The organism is Streptomyces sp. NPDC107575 (assembly GCF_055657265.1).
In genome coordinates this window covers 321,164-338,052 of the sequence record NZ_JBVKBG010000004.1, presented here as the reverse complement: position 1 = coordinate 338,052, position 16,889 = coordinate 321,164, and the positions used below count along the sequence as shown (strand labels likewise).

Annotated in this window: 14 protein-coding genes; all 14 read right to left on the bottom strand. The window is 68.3% G+C overall.

The genetic code is table 11. The annotated features are described in order from the left end of the window. Positions 1–176 precede the first annotated feature (176 nt). Genes nuoN through ACZ7L4_RS21065 form a run of 14 tightly spaced genes read right to left on the bottom strand, consistent with a single transcriptional unit; the run spans position 177 to position 16,210 of the window. Positions 177–1,826 carry an NADH-quinone oxidoreductase subunit NuoN gene (gene nuoN / locus ACZ7L4_RS21130; protein ID WP_472104574.1) on the bottom strand — a complete coding sequence of 550 codons (1,650 nt, stop codon included), beginning with the start codon at positions 1,824–1,826 and terminating at the stop codon, positions 177–179. Further along, positions 1,823–3,397 carry an NADH-quinone oxidoreductase subunit M gene (locus ACZ7L4_RS21125; protein WP_472104572.1) on the bottom strand — a complete coding sequence of 525 codons (1,575 nt, stop codon included), beginning with the start codon at positions 3,395–3,397 and terminating at the stop codon, positions 1,823–1,825. The genes nuoN and ACZ7L4_RS21125 overlap by 4 nt, the downstream gene beginning before the upstream one ends. Before the next feature lie 5 nt (positions 3,398–3,402). Continuing rightward, positions 3,403–5,298 carry an NADH-quinone oxidoreductase subunit L gene (gene nuoL, locus ACZ7L4_RS21120; protein ID WP_472104570.1) on the bottom strand — a complete coding sequence of 632 codons (1,896 nt, stop codon included), beginning with the start codon at positions 5,296–5,298 and terminating at the stop codon, positions 3,403–3,405. 13 nt (positions 5,299–5,311) lie between these two features. Then, entirely contained in the window at positions 5,312–5,611 is a 300-nt protein-coding gene (gene nuoK / locus ACZ7L4_RS21115; RefSeq protein WP_003974374.1) for an NADH-quinone oxidoreductase subunit NuoK, read from the bottom strand. After that, positions 5,608–6,444, bottom strand: a complete 837-nt coding sequence (locus ACZ7L4_RS21110) for an NADH-quinone oxidoreductase subunit J (protein ID WP_472104568.1) — start codon at positions 6,442–6,444, stop codon at positions 5,608–5,610. Before ACZ7L4_RS21110 ends, nuoK begins: the two co-directional genes overlap by 4 nt. After that, a complete protein-coding gene (gene nuoI, locus ACZ7L4_RS21105) occupies positions 6,441–7,076 on the bottom strand; it encodes an NADH-quinone oxidoreductase subunit NuoI (protein WP_472104566.1) in 636 nt (211 codons plus the stop codon). The genes ACZ7L4_RS21110 and nuoI overlap by 4 nt, the downstream gene beginning before the upstream one ends. Continuing rightward, a complete protein-coding gene (gene nuoH, locus ACZ7L4_RS21100; RefSeq protein WP_450817110.1) occupies positions 7,069–8,442 on the bottom strand; it encodes an NADH-quinone oxidoreductase subunit NuoH in 1,374 nt (457 codons plus the stop codon). Before nuoH ends, nuoI begins: the two co-directional genes overlap by 8 nt. Before the next feature lie 26 nt (positions 8,443–8,468). Continuing rightward, a complete protein-coding gene (locus tag ACZ7L4_RS21095; RefSeq protein WP_472104564.1) occupies positions 8,469–10,970 on the bottom strand; it encodes an NADH-quinone oxidoreductase subunit G in 2,502 nt (833 codons plus the stop codon). Further along, positions 10,967–12,334 carry an NADH-quinone oxidoreductase subunit NuoF gene (nuoF, locus tag ACZ7L4_RS21090; protein ID WP_450817082.1) on the bottom strand — a complete coding sequence of 456 codons (1,368 nt, stop codon included), beginning with the start codon at positions 12,332–12,334 and terminating at the stop codon, positions 10,967–10,969. Before nuoF ends, ACZ7L4_RS21095 begins: the two co-directional genes overlap by 4 nt. After that, complete coding sequence (gene nuoE, locus ACZ7L4_RS21085; protein WP_472104562.1) at positions 12,334–13,194, bottom strand: NADH-quinone oxidoreductase subunit NuoE; 861 nt, start codon at positions 13,192–13,194, stop codon at positions 12,334–12,336. Before nuoE ends, nuoF begins: the two co-directional genes overlap by 1 nt. Further along, positions 13,191–14,513 carry an NADH-quinone oxidoreductase subunit D gene (locus ACZ7L4_RS21080; protein WP_472104560.1) on the bottom strand — a complete coding sequence of 441 codons (1,323 nt, stop codon included), beginning with the start codon at positions 14,511–14,513 and terminating at the stop codon, positions 13,191–13,193. Before ACZ7L4_RS21080 ends, nuoE begins: the two co-directional genes overlap by 4 nt. Further along, positions 14,513–15,265: an NADH-quinone oxidoreductase subunit C gene (locus tag ACZ7L4_RS21075; RefSeq protein WP_472104558.1), complete on the bottom strand. Its 753-nt coding sequence runs from the start codon at positions 15,263–15,265 to the stop codon at positions 14,513–14,515. Before ACZ7L4_RS21075 ends, ACZ7L4_RS21080 begins: the two co-directional genes overlap by 1 nt. Then, positions 15,262–15,816 (bottom strand): NuoB/complex I 20 kDa subunit family protein, encoded by a 555-nt coding sequence (locus tag ACZ7L4_RS21070; RefSeq protein ID WP_450817078.1) that lies wholly within the window; start codon positions 15,814–15,816, stop codon positions 15,262–15,264. Before ACZ7L4_RS21070 ends, ACZ7L4_RS21075 begins: the two co-directional genes overlap by 4 nt. Before the next feature lie 34 nt (positions 15,817–15,850). Then, positions 15,851–16,210, bottom strand: a complete 360-nt coding sequence (locus tag ACZ7L4_RS21065) for an NADH-quinone oxidoreductase subunit A (protein ID WP_306321116.1) — start codon at positions 16,208–16,210, stop codon at positions 15,851–15,853. Positions 16,211–16,889: the final 679 nt, after the last annotated feature.

The following is a 16,889-nucleotide window of genomic DNA, read 5'->3' as shown; positions in this document are numbered from 1 at the left end:
TCCCGTCCATCGCCCTGCCCCCGTGCGTCCAGCTCGTCTCGACTTCTCCAGTAACGATAGGGGTCCGGACCGACACCCCGGAAAGTTATCCACAGGCTGGGGGCATCCCGCACGCACGGAGGCCCGGCCCCCTCCCAGGGACCGGGCCTCCACCACGCGCGACGGCGGCGGTACCGCTACCGCACGAACACCCCGGCCTGGCTCGCCAGGTCGAGGAAGTACTGCGGCGCGAGGCCGAGCACGATCGTGACGGCCACGCCCACGCCGATCGTCGTCATGGTCAGCGGCGACGGCACGGCCACGGTCGGCCCGTCCGTCTTCGGCTCACTGAAGAACATGAGAACGATCACGCGGATGTAGAAGAACGCGGCGATCGCCGAGGACACGACACCGACCACGACGAGCACACCCGCGCCGCCCTCCGCCGCCGCCTTGAACACGGCGAACTTCCCCGCGAACCCGGAGGTCAGCGGGATGCCGGCGAAGGCGAGCAGGAACACCGCGAAGACCGCGGCGACCAGCGGCGACCTGCGCCCGAGCCCCGCCCACTTCGACAGGTGCGTCGCCTCGCCGCCCGCGTCGCGCACCAGCGTCACCACGGCGAAGGCGCCGATGGTCACGAAGGAGTACGCGGCCAGGTAGAAGAGGACGGACGAGATCCCGTCGGGCGTCGTCGCGATGACACCGGCCAGGATGAAGCCGGCGTGCGCGATCGAGGAGTAGGCGAGGAGCCGCTTGATGTCGGTCTGCGTGATCGCGACGATCGCGCCGCCCAGCATCGTGACGATGGCGATGGCCCACATGACCGGACGCCAGTCCCAGCGCATGCCCGGCAGGACGACGTACAGCAGGCGCAGCAGCGCGCCGAAGGCCGCGACCTTCGTGGCGGCCGCCATGAAGCCGGTCACCGGCGTCGGAGCGCCCTGGTACACGTCCGGCGTCCACATGTGGAAGGGGACGGCGCCGACCTTGAACAGCAGGCCCATGACGACCAGCGCCATGCCGATGAGCAGCAGCGCGTCGTTGCCCATGGTGTCGGCGAGGGCCGGGTCCACGTTCTGGATCGAGCCGTCGACGACGCTCGCGATCGTGGCGTACGAGACGGAGCCCGCGTAGCCGTACAGGAGCGCGATGCCGAACAGGGTGAAGGCGGACGCGAAGGCGCCGAGCAGGAAGTACTTGACCGCGGCCTCCTGCGACATGAGCCGCTTGCGGCGGGCCACGGCGCACAGCAGGTACAGCGGAAGCGAGAAGACCTCGAGCGCGATGAACAGCGTCAGCAGGTCGTTCGCCGCGGGGAAGACCAGCATTCCGGCGATCGCGAACAGCGCCAGCGGGAACACCTCGGTGGTGGTGAACCCGGCCTTTATGGCCGCCTTCTCGCCGTCGCTGCCGGGCACGGAGGCGGCCTGCGCGGCGAACGAATCGACGCGGTTGCCGTGCGCCTCCGGGTCGAGCCGCCGCTCGGCGAACGTGAAGATCGCGACGAGACCGGACAGCAGGATGACGCCCTGGAGGAACAGCGCCGGGCCGTCGACGGCGATCGCGCCCATGGCCGCGATGTGCGCCTTCGTCGTCCCGTACCCGCCCGCCGCGAGCCCCACGACCGCCGCGAAGGCGGCCGCGAGCGCGACGACAGAGAGGAACACCTGCACGTAGTAGCGGGACCGGCGCGGCACCAGGGCCTCGACCAGGATCCCCAGGACGGCGGCACCGATGACGATCAAGGTCGGCGACAATTGCGCGTACTCGATCTTCGGTGCGTCGATCTTGGAGATCGGGTCGGCGGCAGTTGTCCACAGACTGTGGACGGCTGACGTAGTCACTTGTGAGCCGCCTCCACTTCCGGCTTCGGGTCCTTCTTGTGGACGTCGGACAGGGTGTGCTTGACCGCCGGGTTCACCAGCTCGGTGACCGGCTTCGGATACACACCGAGGAAGATCAGTACGCCGATCAGCGGGACCACGACCGCGAGCTCACGCACCTTGAGGTCCGCGATGCCCTCGGTCGACGGCTTCACCGGGCCCGTCATGGTGCGCTGGTAGAGGACCAGCGTGTAGAGCGCGGCGAGCACGATGCCGAACGTGGCGATGATGCCGATCACCGGATAGCGCGTGAACGTGCCGACCAGGACCAGGAATTCACTGACGAAGGGCGCGAGCCCCGGCAGCGAGAGGGTGGCGAGGCTTCCGACGAGGAAGGTCCCCGCCAGCACCGGGGCGACCTTCTGCACGCCCCCGTAGTCCGCGATGAGCCGCGAGCCGCGCCGCGAGATCAGGAAGCCGGCGACCAGCATCAGCGCCGCCGTCGAGATCCCGTGGTTGACCATGTAGAGCGTCGCACCGGACTGGCCCTGGCTGGTCATCGCGAAGATGCCCATGATGATGAAGCCGAAGTGCGAGATCGACGCGTAGGCGACCAGGCGCTTGATGTCGCGCTGGCCGACCGCGACAAGCGCCCCGTAGACGATGCTGATCAGGGCGAGCACCAGGATCGCCGGCGTCGCCCACTTGCTCGCCTCCGGGAAGAGCTGGAGGCAGAAGCGGAGCATCGCGAACGTGCCGACCTTGTCGACAACTGCCGTGATCAGTACGGCGACCGGGGCCGTGGCCTCCCCCATCGCGTTCGGCAGCCAGGTGTGCAGCGGCCACAGCGGGGCCTTCACCGCAAAGGCGAAGAAGAAGCCCAGGAAGAGCAGCCGCTCGGTGTTGGTCGCCATGTCGAGCGAACCGCTCGCGCGGGCCTCGGCGATCTCCGAGAGCGAGAAGCTCCCGGCGACGACGTAGAGGCCGATGACGGCCGCCAGCATGATGAGGCCGCCGACGAGGTTGTAGAGGAGGAACTTGACCGCCGCGTACGAGCGTTGGGTCGCGGCCTCCTTCTCGCCGTGCGGGCCCGCCCGGTCGCCGAAGCCGCCGATGAGGAAGTACATCGGGATGAGCATGGCTTCGAAGAAGATGTAGAAGAGGAAGACGTCGGTGGCCTCGAAGGAGATGATCACCATCGCCTCGACGAGGAGGATCAGGGCGAAGAAGCCCTGGGTCGGCCGCCACCTCGTGTTCCCCGTCTCCTGCGGGTCGGCGTCGTGCCAGCCCGCGAGGATCACGAACGGGATCAGCAGCGCGGTCAGCGCGATGAGCGCCACCCCGATGCCGTCCACGCCCAGCTCGTAACGGACCCCGAAGTCGGCGATCCACGCGTGGGACTCGGTGAGTTGGAAGCGTCCGCCGCCCGGGTCGAAGCGGACCGTGACCACCGCCGCGAGGACCAGAGTGGCGAGCGAGAACAGCAGCGCGAGCCACTTGGCCGCGGTGCGCTGCTTCGCCGGCACGGCGGCCGTGGCGATCGCGCCCACGGCCGGCAGTACCGCCGTCGCTGTCAGCAGAGGAAAGGACATCGGTATCAGACCGCCCTCATCAGCAGGGTCACCGCGGCGATGACCGCCGCGCCGCCGAACATCGAGACGGCGTACGAGCGCACGTAGCCGTTCTGGAGTTTGCGCAGCCGACCGGAGAGGCCTCCGACCGAGGCCGCCGTCCCGTTGACCACCCCGTCGACCAGGGTGTGGTCGACGTACACGAGGGAGCGCGTCAGGTGCTCGCCGCCGCGCACCAGGACCACGTGGTTGAAGTCGTCCTGGAGCAGGTCGCGCCGGGCGGCGCGGGTGAGCAGCGAGCCGCGCGGGGCGACGACGGGAACCTCGCGGCGTCCGTACTGGACCCAGGCGAGCCCCACACCGATGAGCAGGCACACCATGGTGGCTCCGGTGACCACGCCCGCGCTGATGGGCGCGTGCCCGTGGTCGTGCCCGGTGACCGGCTCCAGCCAGTGCAGGAAGCGGTCCCCGATGGAGAAGAAGCCACCGGCGAAGACGGAGCCGACCGCGAGCAGGATCATCGGGATCGTCATCGAGGACGGGGACTCGTGCGGGTGCGGCTCATGGCCTTCCGCGTCCGGCTGCCAGCGCTTCTCGCCGAAGAAGGTCATGATCATCACGCGGGTCATGTAGAACGCGGTGATGGCCGCGCCCAGCAGGGCCACACCGCCGAGGATCCAGCCCTCGGTGCCACCCTTGGCGAACGCCGCCTCGATGATCTTGTCCTTGGAGAAGAAGCCGGACAGTCCCGGGAAGCCGATGATGGCCAGATACCCGAGGCCGAACGTCACGAAGGTGACCGGCATGTACTTCCGCAGGCCGCCGAACTTCCGCATGTCGACCTCGTCGTTCATGCCGTGCATGACCGAACCGGCGCCCAGGAACAGGCCCGCCTTGAAGAAGCCGTGCGTCACCAGGTGCATGATCGCGAAGACATAGCCGATGGGGCCGAGGCCCGCGGCGAGGATCATGTAGCCGATCTGCGACATCGTCGAGCCGGCCAGCGCCTTCTTGATGTCGTCCTTGGCGCAACCGACGATCGCACCGAACAGCAGCGTGACCGCGCCGACGATGGTGACCACCAACTGCGCGTCCGGCGCCGCGTTGAAGATCGCGCCGGACCGGACGATCAGGTAGACGCCCGCGGTGACCATGGTCGCGGCGTGGATGAGGGCCGAGACCGGGGTCGGGCCCTCCATCGCGTCCCCGAGCCAGGACTGCAGCGGCACCTGGGCCGACTTGCCGCACGCGGCGAGCAGCAGCATCAGGCCGATGGCGGTGAGCTTGCCCTCGCTGGTGTCACCGGTGGCCTCCAGGACAGGACCGAAGGCGAACGTCCCGAACGTCGTGAACATCAGCATGATCGCGATGGACAGGCCCATGTCGCCGACGCGGTTGACCAGGAAGGCCTTCTTCGCCGCCGTGGCCGCGCTGGGCTTGTGTTGCCAGAAGCCGATCAGCAGGTACGAGGCGAGGCCCACGCCCTCCCAACCGACGTACAGCAGCAGGTAGTTGTCGGCGAGGACCAGGAGGAGCATCGCCGCGAGGAAGAGGTTCAGATAGCCGAAGAAGCGGCGGCGCCGCTCGTCGTGCTCCATGTACCCGATCGAGTACAGGTGGATCAGCGTGCCCACACCGGAGATCAGCAGTACGAACGTCATCGACAACTGGTCGAGATGGAACGCGACGTCCGCCTGGAAGCCCTCGACTGGGATCCAGCTGAACAGGTGCTGGCTGAGCGTGCGGTCCTCCGGGCCCTTTCCGAGCAGGTCGGAGAAGAGCACGACGGCGATCACGAAGGAGACGGCCGCGAGCAGCGTGCCGAGCAGATGGCCCACCCGGTCCAACGCCCGCCCGCCGCACAGCAGTACGGCCGCTCCGAGCAGGGGCGCCGCTACCAGCAGCGCAATGAGATTCTCCACTGGTTACGACCCCTTACAGCTTCATCAGGCTGGCGTCGTCGACCGAGGCCGAGTGGCGGGAACGGAACAGCGACACGATGATCGCGAGCCCCACCACGACCTCGGCGGCGGCGACGACCATCGTGAAGAACGCGATGATCTGGCCGTCGAGATTGCCGTGCATGCGGGAGAACGCGACGAACGCGAGGTTGCACGCGTTCAGCATCAGCTCGATGCACATGAACACGACGATCGCGTTCCGCCTGATGAGCACGCCGGTGGCGCCGATCGTGAACAACAGGGCGGCGAGATACAGGTAGTTGACCGGATTCACTTCGACGCCTCCTCGGCCCGGTCGCGGTCCGAGCGCTCCAGGCGGTCGGACGACCGCTGCTCGAGAGCCTTCAGATCGCTCATCGCCTCACCGGAGACATCCCGGATCTGACCGCGCTCACGGAGCGTCTGCATGACCGTGAGCTCCGACGGGGTGCCGTCGGGCAGCAGACCCGCGATGTCCACCGCGTTGTGCCGGGCGTAGACACCCGGGGCGGGCAGCGGCGGCAGGTGCTTGCCCTCGCGCACGCGCTCCTCGGCCAACTCGCGCTGGGTCTTGGCCCGCTCGGTGCGCTCGCGGTGCGTGAGCACCATCGCGCCGACCGTGGCCGTGATCAGCAGGGCGCCGGTGATCTCGAAGGCGAAGACGTACTTGGTGAAGATGAGGGACGCAAGGCCCTCCACGTTCCCCCCGGCGTTCGCCTTGCCGAGGCCGTTGAACTGCTTCAGCGAGGCGTTGCCGATCCCCGCGATGAGCAGCACCCCGAAGCCGAGCCCGCACAGGGCGGCCAGCCAGCGCTGCCCCTTGATGGTCTCCGTCAGGGAGTCGGCCGCGGTGACGCCGACGAGCATCACCACGAAGAGGAACAGCATCATGATCGCGCCGGTGTAGACGACGATCTGCACGATGCCCAGGAAGTACGCCCCGTTGGCCAGGTAGAAGACCGCCAGGATGATCATGGTGCCGGCCAGGCACAGGGCGCTGTGCACGGCCTTCTTCATCAGGATCGTGCACAGGGCGCCGATGACGGCGACCGTGCCGAGGATCCAGAACTGGAAGGCCTCGCCGGTGGAGGTGTTCGCGGCCAGCGTCGTCGCGAGCTGCGCGCTCATGCGTCCACCTCCGCCTCGTCATCGGAGACCGCCTCGTCGGGCTTCTCGCCCTTGGAGACGGCCACTTGGCGCTCCGTGCCGGGCGCGGCCTCGGTGACGAGCCCCCGGTAGTAGTCCTGCTCGTCCATGCCGGGGAAGATCGAGTGCGGTGACTCGACCATGCCCTCCTCCAGACCGGCGAGCAGCTGCTCCTTGGTGTAGATGAGGTTGGCGCGGCTGCTGTCCGCCAGCTCGAACTCGTTCGTCATCGTCAGCGCGCGCGTAGGGCACGCCTCGATGCACAGGCCGCACAGAATGCAGCGCGCGTAGTTGATCTGGTAGACGCGGCCGTAGCGCTCACCCGGTGAGTAGCGCTCCTCCTCGGTGTTGTCCGCGCCCTCCACGTAGATCGCGTCCGCCGGGCAGGCCCAGGCGCACAACTCGCAGCCGACGCACTTCTCCAGGCCGTCCGGATGGCGGTTGAGCTGGTGCCTGCCGTGGAAGCGGGGAGCAGTGGTCTTCGGTTGCTCCGGGTACTGCTCGGTCAGCCGCTTCTTGAACATGGCCTTGAAGGTCACGCCGAAGCCGGCGACGGGGTTCTGGAACCCCGGCTCGGTGTCCTTCTGCTGGCCGGAGCCGGTCTCGTCAGCCATCGGACGCCTCCTTTCCTTCGCGAGATCCGCCAAGCGACTCGTCACTCTGAGTATCGGGGCCGCCACTGACAATCAGCTCCCGCTCCCGGCGGGACCGCCTGCGCGGCACGGGCGGCAGCGTCTGTCCGGGCAGCGGGGGCACGGGGAATCCGCCCGCCATCGGGTCGAAGGCGGCGGGCTCTTCGGCGGCCTCGCGCTGCTTGGCCCCGCGGTCGCGGAAGATGTCCACGACGAACGACAGGAGCAGGACCACAAGGATCGCGGCCCCGACGTACAGGGCGATGGAGGCGAAGTCGTAGTTCTCGTTGCGCAGCGTCCGTACGGTCGCCACCAGCATCAGCCACACCACGGAGACCGGGATGAGGACCTTCCAGCCGAGCTTCATCAGCTGGTCGTAGCGCACTCGCGGGAGCGTGCCGCGCAGCCAGATGAAGAAGAACAGCAGCAGCTGGACCTTGATGACGAACCAGAGCATCGGCCACCAGCCGTGGTTCGCGCCCTCCCAGAACGTGGAGACCGGCCACGGTGCGCGCCAGCCGCCCAGGAAGAGCGTCACGGACACCGCGGAGACCGTCACCATGTTCACGTACTCGGCGAGCATGAACATCGCGAACTTGATGGACGAGTACTCGGTGTTGAAGCCGCCGACGAGGTCGCCCTCGGACTCCGGCATGTCGAACGGGGCGCGGTTGGTCTCGCCGACCATCGTCACGATGTAGATCAGGAACGAGACCGGCAGCAGCACGATGTACCAGCGGTCGTGCTGCTGGGCGACGATCTCCGAGGTCGACATCGAGCCCGAGTAGAGGAACACCGAGGCGAAGGCCGCGCCCATCGCGATCTCGTACGAGATCATCTGCGCGCAGGAGCGCAGGCCGCCGAGGAGCGGATACGTCGACCCGGACGACCAGCCCGCGAGGACGATGCCGTAGATGCCGACGGAGGCGACCGCGAGGATGTAGAGCATCGCGATCGGCAGGTCGGTGAGCTGCATCGTCGTGCGCTGGCCGAAGATCGAGATCTCGTTGCCCGCGGGGCCGAACGGGATCACGGCGATCGCCATGAAGGCGGGGATCGCCGCGACGATCGGCGCAAGGATGTAGACCACCTTGTCCGCGCGCTTGACGATCACGTCTTCCTTGAGCATCAGCTTGATGCCGTCGGCGAGCGACTGGAGCATGCCCCAGGGGCCGTGCCGGTTCGGGCCGATGCGCAGCTGCATCCAGGCGACGACCTTGCGCTCCCACACGATGGAGAACAGCACGGTCACCATCAGGAAGGCGAAGCAGAAGACCGCCTTGACGACGACGAGCCACCAGGGGTCGCGCCCGAACATCGAGAGATCCTCGGCGGCCAGGGGGCTCAGCGCCACCTGGCTCATTCCCAGTGAGTTCATGACTGCACCTCCGGGGCTCCGGCGGCGACGGCCGGGCCGATCTTCACCAGGTCGCCGGGGACGGCCCCCGTGTCCGAAGCGACGCCGCCGCCCTCGGAGTTGAGCGGCAGCCACACGACGCGGTCGGGCATCTCGGTGACCTGGAGCGGGAACGCGACGCTACCCAGGGCCCCGGTGACCGTCAGTACGTCGCCGTCCTTGACGCCCGCCTCGGCGGCGGTCGCAGCGGACACGCGCGCGTGGGCGGCGTGCCGGGTCCCGGCGAGCGCTTCGTCGCCCTCCTGGAGGCGGCCCAGGTCGAGCAGCAGCCGGTGCCCGGCGAGGACGGCCTCTCCGGAGGAGGGGCGCGGCAGCTGACCTGACGTCTCCAGCGGCTCGGTCGCGTGCGGCCCGTCCCAGTTGCCCAGCCGGTCCAACTCGCCGCGCAGCGACCGCAGATCCGGCAGCCCCAGGTGGACGTCCATGGCGTCCGCCACCATCTGCAGCACGCGCGCGTCCGTGGGCGCGACCTGCCGCGTCATCTGGTCGGGCTTCAGCGCGGCCTCGAACATCCGGGCGCGTCCCTCCCAGTTGAGGAACGTGCCCGCCTTCTCGGCGACCGCGGCCACCGGAAGGACGACGTCGGCGTGGTCGGTGACCTCGCTGGGCCGCTGCTCCATGGAGATCAGGAAGCCCACCTCGTGAAGGGCTTCACGCGCGCGTGCCGGGGACGGCAGGTCGGCGACCTCGACGCCGGCGACCACCAGGGCCCCCAGTTCGCCGGTGGCCGCGGCCTCCACGATCTGCCCGGTGTCCCGCCCGAAGCGGTGCGGCAGCTCGGCCACACCCCAGGCGGCGGCGACCTGGTCCCGCGCGCGCGGGTCGGTCGCGGGCCTGCCGCCCGGCAGCAGCGACGGCAACGCGCCCGCCTCGACGGCGCCGCGCTCACCGGCCCTGCGCGGGATCCACACCAGCTCGGCCCCGGTCGCGGAAGCGGCCCGTACGGCGGCGGTGAGACCACCGGACACGGCCGCGACCCGCTCGCCGACGACGATCACGGCGCCTTCGCCGCGCAGCGCCTGCGCGGCGTCCGCTCCCCCGCCTTCGAGGCCGACACCGGAGGCGAGCGCGTCCAGCCACTCGGGCTCGGTGCCGGGAGCGGCCGGCAGCAGCATGCCGCCCGCCTTCTCCAGGCCGCGCGTCTCGTGCGTGGCCAGCGAGTAGACCTTCTGCCCGTGCCCCCGCCAGGCCTTGCGGAGCTTGAGGAAGACGCCGGGCGCCTCCTCCTCCGACTCGAACCCGACGAGGAGAACGGCCGGGGCCTTCTCCAGCTTCGTGTACGTGACGCCGCTGCCGTCCAGATCGCGACCGCGACCGGCGACGCGCGCCGCAAGGAAGTCCGCTTCCTCGCTGCTGTGCACGCGCGCGCGGAAGTCGATGTCGTTCGTGTCGAGGGCGACGCGCGCGAACTTGCTGTACGCGTAGGCGTCCTCGACGGTGAGACGGCCACCGGTGAGCACCCCGGCCCGGCCGCGGGCGGCGGCGAGCCCGCGCGCGGCGGTCTCCAGCGCCTCCGGCCAGGCAGCGGGCCGCAGTTCACCGCTCTCCGCGTCCCGTACGAGAGGGTGGGTGAGCCGGTCGGGCTTCTGCGCGTACCGGAAGCCGAAGCGGCCCTTGTCGCAGATCCACTCCTCGTTGACCTCGGGGTCGTTGGCCGCGAGGCGGCGCATGACCTTGCCGCGCCGGTGGTCCGTGCGGGTCGCGCAGCCGCCGGCGCAGTGCTCGCACACGCTCGGCGACGACACGAGGTCGAAGGGCCGGGAGCGGAACCGGTACGCCGCCGAGGTCAGCGCGCCGACCGGACAGATCTGGATCGTGTTCCCGGAGAAGTACGACTCGAAGGGGTCGCCCTCACCCGTGCCGACCTGCTGGAGCGCGCCGCGCTCGATCAGCTCGATCATCGGGTCGCCCGCGATCTGGTTGGAGAACCGGGTGCAGCGCGCGCACAGCACGCACCGCTCGCGGTCGAGCAGCACCTGCTTGGAGATCGGGACCGGCTTCTCGTAGGTCCGCTTCTTGCCCTCGAAGCGCGAGTCGGCCTGGCCGTGCGACATCGCCTGGTTCTGCAGCGGGCACTCGCCGCCCTTGTCGCAGACCGGGCAGTCGAGGGGGTGGTTGATGAGCAGCAGCTCCATGACCCCCTTCTGCGCCTTCTCGGCGACCGGGGAGGAGAGCTGGCTCTTGACCACCATGCCGTCGGTGCAGGTGATGGTGCAGGACGCCATCGGCTTGCGCTGGCCCTCCACCTCCACGATGCACTGCCGGCAGGCGCCCGCCGGGTCGAGCAGCGGGTGGTCGCAGAAGCGCGGGATCTCGATGCCGAGCATCTCGGCGGCCCGGATGACCAGGGTCCCCTTGGGGACGCTGATCTCGATGCCGTCGATCGTCAACGACACGAGGTCCTCGGGCGGAACCGCCGCCTCGCCGCCCCCGGAGGGAGCGCTAGCGGTCACAGTCATGCGTTCACCTCCGTGCGGTGCTTGTCGGCCCGGTCCGCCCAGAGCGTGGACCTGGCCGGGTCGAAGGGGCAGGCCTTGCCCGTGATGTGCTGCTCGTACTCCTCGCGGAAGTACTTGAGCGAGGAGAAGATCGGCGAGGCGGCGCCGTCGCCTAGGGCGCAGAACGACTTGCCGTTGATGTTGTCGGCGATGTCGTTGAGCTTGTCGAGGTCGGACATCGTGCCCTTGCCGGCCTCGATGTCGCGGAGCAACTGGACGAGCCAGTACGTTCCTTCACGGCACGGCGTGCACTTGCCGCAGGACTCGTGGGCGTAGAACTCGGTCCACCTCGTGACCGCGCGCACGACGCAGGTCGTCTCGTCGAAGCACTGCAGCGCCTTGGTGCCGAGCATCGATCCGGCGGCGCCGACACCCTCGTAGTCGAGGGGTACGTCGAGGTGCTCCTCGGTGAACATCGGCGTCGAACTGCCGCCCGGGGTCCAGAACTTGAGGCGGTGGCCCGGGCGCATGCCGCCGCTCATGTCGAGCAGCTGGCGCAGCGTGATGCCGAGCGGCGCCTCGTACTGGCCGGGGCTCGCGACGTGGCCGCTGAGCGAGTACAGCGTGAAGCCCGGGGACTTCTCGCTGCCCATCGATTTGAACCAGTCCTTGCCCCGATTGATGATGGCGGGAACCGACGCGATGGACTCGACGTTGTTCACCACAGTGGGGCAGGCGTAGAGGCCCGCGACGGCAGGGAAGGGGGGACGGAGTCGCGGCTGACCACGGCGGCCTTCGAGCGAGTCCAGGAGTGCGGTCTCCTCACCACAGATGTACGCGCCCGCGCCGGCGTGCACGGTGAGTTCGAGATTGAGCCCGCTGCCCAGGATGTTCTGCCCGAGATACCCCGCGGCGTAGGCCTCGCGCACGGCCTCGTGCAGGCGCCGCAGTACGGGGACCACTTCACCCCGAAGGTAGATGAACGCGTGCTCGGAACGGATCGCGTAACAGGCGATCACGATGCCCTCGATGAGGCTGTGCGGGTTCGCGAAGAGGAGCGGGATGTCCTTGCAGGTCCCCGGCTCCGATTCGTCGGCGTTGACAACTAGATAGTGCGGCTTGCCGTCTCCCTGCGGGATGAACTGCCACTTCATCCCCGTCGGGAACCCGGCGCCACCACGCCCGCGGAGCCCCGCGTCCTTCACATACGCGATCAGGTCGTCCGGTGCCATGGCGAGGGCCTTGCGCAGCCCCTCGTATCCCTCGTGCCGGCGGTACACATCCAAAGACCAGGACTTGTCCTGGTCCCAGAAGGCCGACAGGACCGGAGAGAGCAGCTTCTCCGGGCTGGTGTCGTTGTTCTCGATCTCGGCTGCCAAGGTCATCACTCCCCCTCCTCGGCGGTCGGTCCCGCTGGGTGCTGCGGGTCGGAGGCCGACGTGTCCTGCGGCGCGTCGTGCGAGCTCAAGTGCTCGGTGGGCGACGGGTCGTGGGGCGGCTCGCCCTCGATGCCCTCGCCGCGCGGGTGGACCACGCGCGCGGGCTCCGTCTCGCCCTTGGCCAGGCGGAGCCCGATCAGCGAGGCGGGCCCCGCGCTGCCGCCGGCCTCGACGGCCCCCGCGCGCTCGTCGGGGAACCCGGCCAGGATGCGCGCGGTCTCCTTGAAGGTGCACAAGGGAGCGCCGCGCGTGGGCGTCACCTCGGCGCCCGAGCGCAGGTCGTCGACGAGCTGCTTGGCGGTCTCGGGCGTCTGGTTGTCGAAGAACTCCCAGTTGACCATCACCACGGGAGCGAAATCACAAGCGGCGTTGCACTCGATGTGCTCCAGCGTGATCTTGCCGTCGTCCGTCGTCCCGTTGTTGCCGACCTCGAGGTGCTCCTGGAGCGACTCGAAGATGGCGTCACCGCCCATGACGGCGCACAAGGTATTGGTGCAGACACCCACCTGGTAGTCGCCGCTCGGCTTCCTTCGGTACATCGTGTAGAAGGTCGCGACGGCCGTGACCTCGGCGGTGGTCAGGCCGAGCATGTCCGCGCAGAACTGCATGCCGGTGCGCGTGACATGGCCTTCCTCCGACTGCACGAGGTGCAGCAGCGGAAGCAGCGCCGAGCGGGAGCCGGGGTAGCGGGAGATGATCTCCTTCGCGTCGGCCTCCAGGCGGGTTCGGACGTCGTCCGGGTACGCGGGCGCGGGCAGCTGTGGCATGCCCAGACTCACGCCCTGCTCCGAAGAACTGGTGGTCACCGGTCGACGCCTCCCATCACGGGGTCGATGGACGCGACGGCGACGATGACGTCGGCGACCTGGCCGCCCTCGCACATCGCCGCCATGGCCTGAAGGTTGGTGAAGGACGGGTCGCGGAAGTGGACCCGGAACGGGCGGGTGCCGCCGTCGGACACGGCGTGCACACCCAGCTCGCCCTTGGGCGACTCCACGGCCGCGTAGGTCTGTCCCGGCGGGACGCGGAAGCCCTCGGTCACCAGCTTGAAGTGGTGGATGAGGGCCTCCATGGAGGTGCCCATGATGTTCTTGATGTGGTCCAGCGAGTTGCCGAGACCGTCCGGGCCGAGGGCCAGCTGGGCGGGCCAGGCGATCTTCTTGTCGCCGACCATGACCGGGCCCGGCTCCAGGCGGTCCAGGCACTGCTCGACGATGCGCAGCGACTGGCGCATCTCCTCCAGGCGGATCAGGAAGCGTCCGTAGGAGTCGCAGGTGTCGGCGGTCGGGATCTCGAAGTCGTAGTTCTCGTAGCCGCAGTAGGGCTGCGCCTTGCGCAGGTCGTGCGGCAGGCCTGCGGAGCGCAGGATCGGTCCTGTGGCGCCGAGGGCCATGCAGCCCGCGAGGTCGAGGTAGCCGACGTCCTGCATACGGGCCTTGAAGATGGGGTTCCCGGTGGCGAGCTTGTCGTACTCGGGAAGGTTCTTCTTCATCTTCTTCACGAACTCGCGGAGCTGGTCCACCGCGCCGGGCGGCAGGTCCTGGGCGAGCCCGCCGGGCCGGATGTACGCGTGGTTCATGCGCAGGCCGGTGATCAACTCGTAGATGTCGAGAACGAGTTCACGATCGCGGAATCCGTAGATCATGATCGTGGTCGCGCCGAGCTCCATGCCGCCGGTGGCGATGGCCACCAGGTGCGAGGACATCCGGTTCAGCTCCATGAGGAGCACGCGGATGATGTTGGCGCGGTCCGGGACCTCGTCCTCGATGCCGAGGAGCTTCTCGACGGCGAGGCAGTACGCCGTCTCGTTGTAGAAGGGCGTCAGGTAGTCCATGCGCGTCACGAACGTGGTGCCCTGGGTCCACGTGCGGTACTCGAGGTTCTTCTCGATGCCGGTGTGGAGGTAGCCGATGCCGCAGCGGGCCTCGGTGACCGTCTCGCCGTCGATCTCCAGGATCAGGCGCAACACCCCGTGCGTGGAGGGGTGCTGGGGACCCATGTTGACGATGATGCGCTCGTCGTCGGACTTGGCGGCCGCCTCGGCGACCTCGTCCCAGTCACCTCCGGTGACCGTGTAGACGGTGCCTTCGGTGGTCTCGCGCGGGGAGGCAGAAGAAGTGGTCATCAGGAGTACGACCTCCGCTGGTCCGGAGCCGGGATCTGGGCGCCCTTGTACTCGACGGGGATGCCGCCGAGGGGGTAGTCCTTGCGCTGCGGGAAGCCCTGCCAGTCGTCCGGCATCATGATCCGAGTCAGCGCGGGGTGGCCGTCGAAGACGAGCCCGAAGAAGTCGTACGCCTCACGCTCGTGCCAGTCGTTCGTCGGATACACCGGGACCAGGGACGGAATGTGCGGGTCCGCGTCGGGCGCGGAGACCTCGAGGCGGATCAGCCGGTTGTGGGTGATCGAGCGCAGGTGGTAGACGGCGTGCAGCTCGCGGCCCTTGTCCTCGGGGTAGTGCACCGCCGAGACCCCCGTGCACAGTTCGAAGCGCAGGGCCGGGTCGTCGCGCAGCGTGCGGGCGACGCGGACCAGGTGCTCGCGCTCGATGTGGAAGGTGAGCTCGTCGCGGTCGACGACCGTCTTGTCGATGGCGTTCTCGGGGACGAGGCCCTGTTCCTCCAGGGCGCCCTCCAGCTCGTCCGCCACCTCGTCGAACCAGCCGCCGTAGGGGCGGGAGGATTCTCCGGGCAGCCGGATGGAGCGGACGAGGCCGCCGTAGCCGGAAGTGTCACCGCCGTTGTTGGCGCCGAACATGCCGCGCTGGACGCGGATCTCCTCGCCCTGATCGCCGCGCTGCCCCGGAAGGTTGGAAGCGCTGAGGTCCTTTTCGGGGTTGACCCCGTTCGATCCCTTGTCGCCGTGCGCGTCGCTCACCGCAGCAGCCCCTTCATCTCGATCGTCGGGAGCGCCTTGCGCGCCGCTTCCTCCGCCTCACGGGCCGCCTCCTCGGCGTTCACGCCGAGCTTGCCGCCCTGCACCTTCTCGTGGAGCTTGAGGATCGCGTCCATCAGCATCTCGGGCCGGGGCGGGCAGCCGGGCAGATAGATGTCGACCGGAACGACGTGGTCGACGCCCTGCACGATCGCGTAGTTGTTGAACATCCCGCCGGACGAGGCGCAGACGCCCATGGAGATGACCCACTTGGGGTTCGGCATCTGGTCGTAGACCTGGCGGAGGACAGGCGCCATCTTCTGGCTCACCCGCCCGGCCACGATCATCAGGTCCGCCTGGCGGGGCGATCCGCGGAAGACCTCCATGCCGAACCGCGCCAGGTCGTAGCGGCCCGCGCCCGTCGTCATCATCTCGATGGCGCAACAGGCGAGTCCGAACGTGGCGGGGAACATGGACGACTTGCGCACCCAGCCCGCGGCCTGTTCGACGGTGGTCAACAGGAATCCGCTCGGCAGCTTTTCTTCGAGTCCCATTGGTCTGTGGCTCCTGGTCTCCCCTATACGGGGCTCAGTCCCATTCCAGGCCGCCGCGCCGCCATACGTACGCGTACGCGACGAAGACGGTGAGCACGAAGAGCAGCATCTCTACGAGCCCGAACACCCCGAGGGCGTCGAAGGTGACGGCCCAGGGGTAGAGAAAGACGATCTCGATGTCGAAGACGATGAAGAGCATCGCCGTCAGGTAGTACTTGATGGGGAAGCGCCCGCCACCGGCCGGCGTGGGGGTCGGCTCGATCCCGCACTCGTAGGCTTCCAGCTTGGCCCGGTTGTACCGCTTTGGACCGACAAGCGTGGCCATGACCACGGAGAAGATCGCAAAGCCTGCCCCGAGGGCTCCCAGTACGAGGATGGGCGCATAAGCGTTCACCGCTCCTCGCTCCTCTCAGTCGGCATTGACTGCTGGCGGTTGCATGAACCCGCGCCCCGCACCCCACGTCCTGCGAACGGTCGAAGATCGCCTACATGTGAAGCGGGTCACAAGCCCAACTTGCCCCGCATCCTATGCCTGCAACTCTGTGATCTGCGACACGGGGTGCGCCAACTACTTTGTGATCTCCACCACCTGACGAAGGATCATGAAGTCGGATGAGCGGTGATCTTCACACGCGAAGCACCTGAGTGATCACCAGTGGTGACAACTTGGCGCGTTACCCCTGGTCGGGGCGGTGCGTCCACTATCAAGAGGTGGCGCATGCAAGCAAATTGGTGCTGGACGGGGTTGGCTGATAGTGGACGCCGTTCACACGTTGGAGGGATGGGTGTGAATGGAAGTGGACGCGAGATGTGTTCATCGCGTGTGCACCGCACCCCCTAGGGGTCCACTTGTGACCTGCATCACGTGGTAGTCACACCGTCAGAAACCGGGCTTGGCCAACGGCCTCAACGGGTGGTAAGCGTCGGGCAATTCGGGCGTATTGCTGAAAACCCGTGCTCAGCGCGGTGCGAAGGCTTGTCCAATATGCCCGTTACGGCGTCAATAAAGCCTGTCGGGCGCCGGTTTCGGCTCTCCGCTCCACAACTGTGGCGCACCACACGTTTCTTGAAGG

Bases quoted from the DNA above. Each gene is read 5' to 3' on its own strand.
- ACZ7L4_RS21125 (WP_472104572.1), bottom strand. From the start codon at position 3,397: ATGTCCTTTCCTCTGCTGACAGCGACGGCGGTACTGCCGGCCGTGGGC.
- ACZ7L4_RS21110 (WP_472104568.1), bottom strand. From the start codon at position 6,444: ATGAGCGCGCAGCTCGCGACGACGCTGGCCGCGAACACCTCCACCGGC.
- nuoI (WP_472104566.1), bottom strand. From the start codon at position 7,076: ATGGCTGACGAGACCGGCTCCGGCCAGCAGAAGGACACCGAGCCGGGG.
- ACZ7L4_RS21095 (WP_472104564.1), bottom strand. From the start codon at position 10,970: ATGACTGTGACCGCTAGCGCTCCCTCCGGGGGCGGCGAGGCGGCGGTT.
- nuoF (WP_450817082.1), bottom strand. From the start codon at position 12,334: ATGACCTTGGCAGCCGAGATCGAGAACAACGACACCAGCCCGGAGAAG.
- ACZ7L4_RS21080 (WP_472104560.1), bottom strand. From the start codon at position 14,513: ATGACCACTTCTTCTGCCTCCCCGCGCGAGACCACCGAAGGCACCGTC.
- ACZ7L4_RS21070 (WP_450817078.1), bottom strand. From the start codon at position 15,816: ATGGGACTCGAAGAAAAGCTGCCGAGCGGATTCCTGTTGACCACCGTC.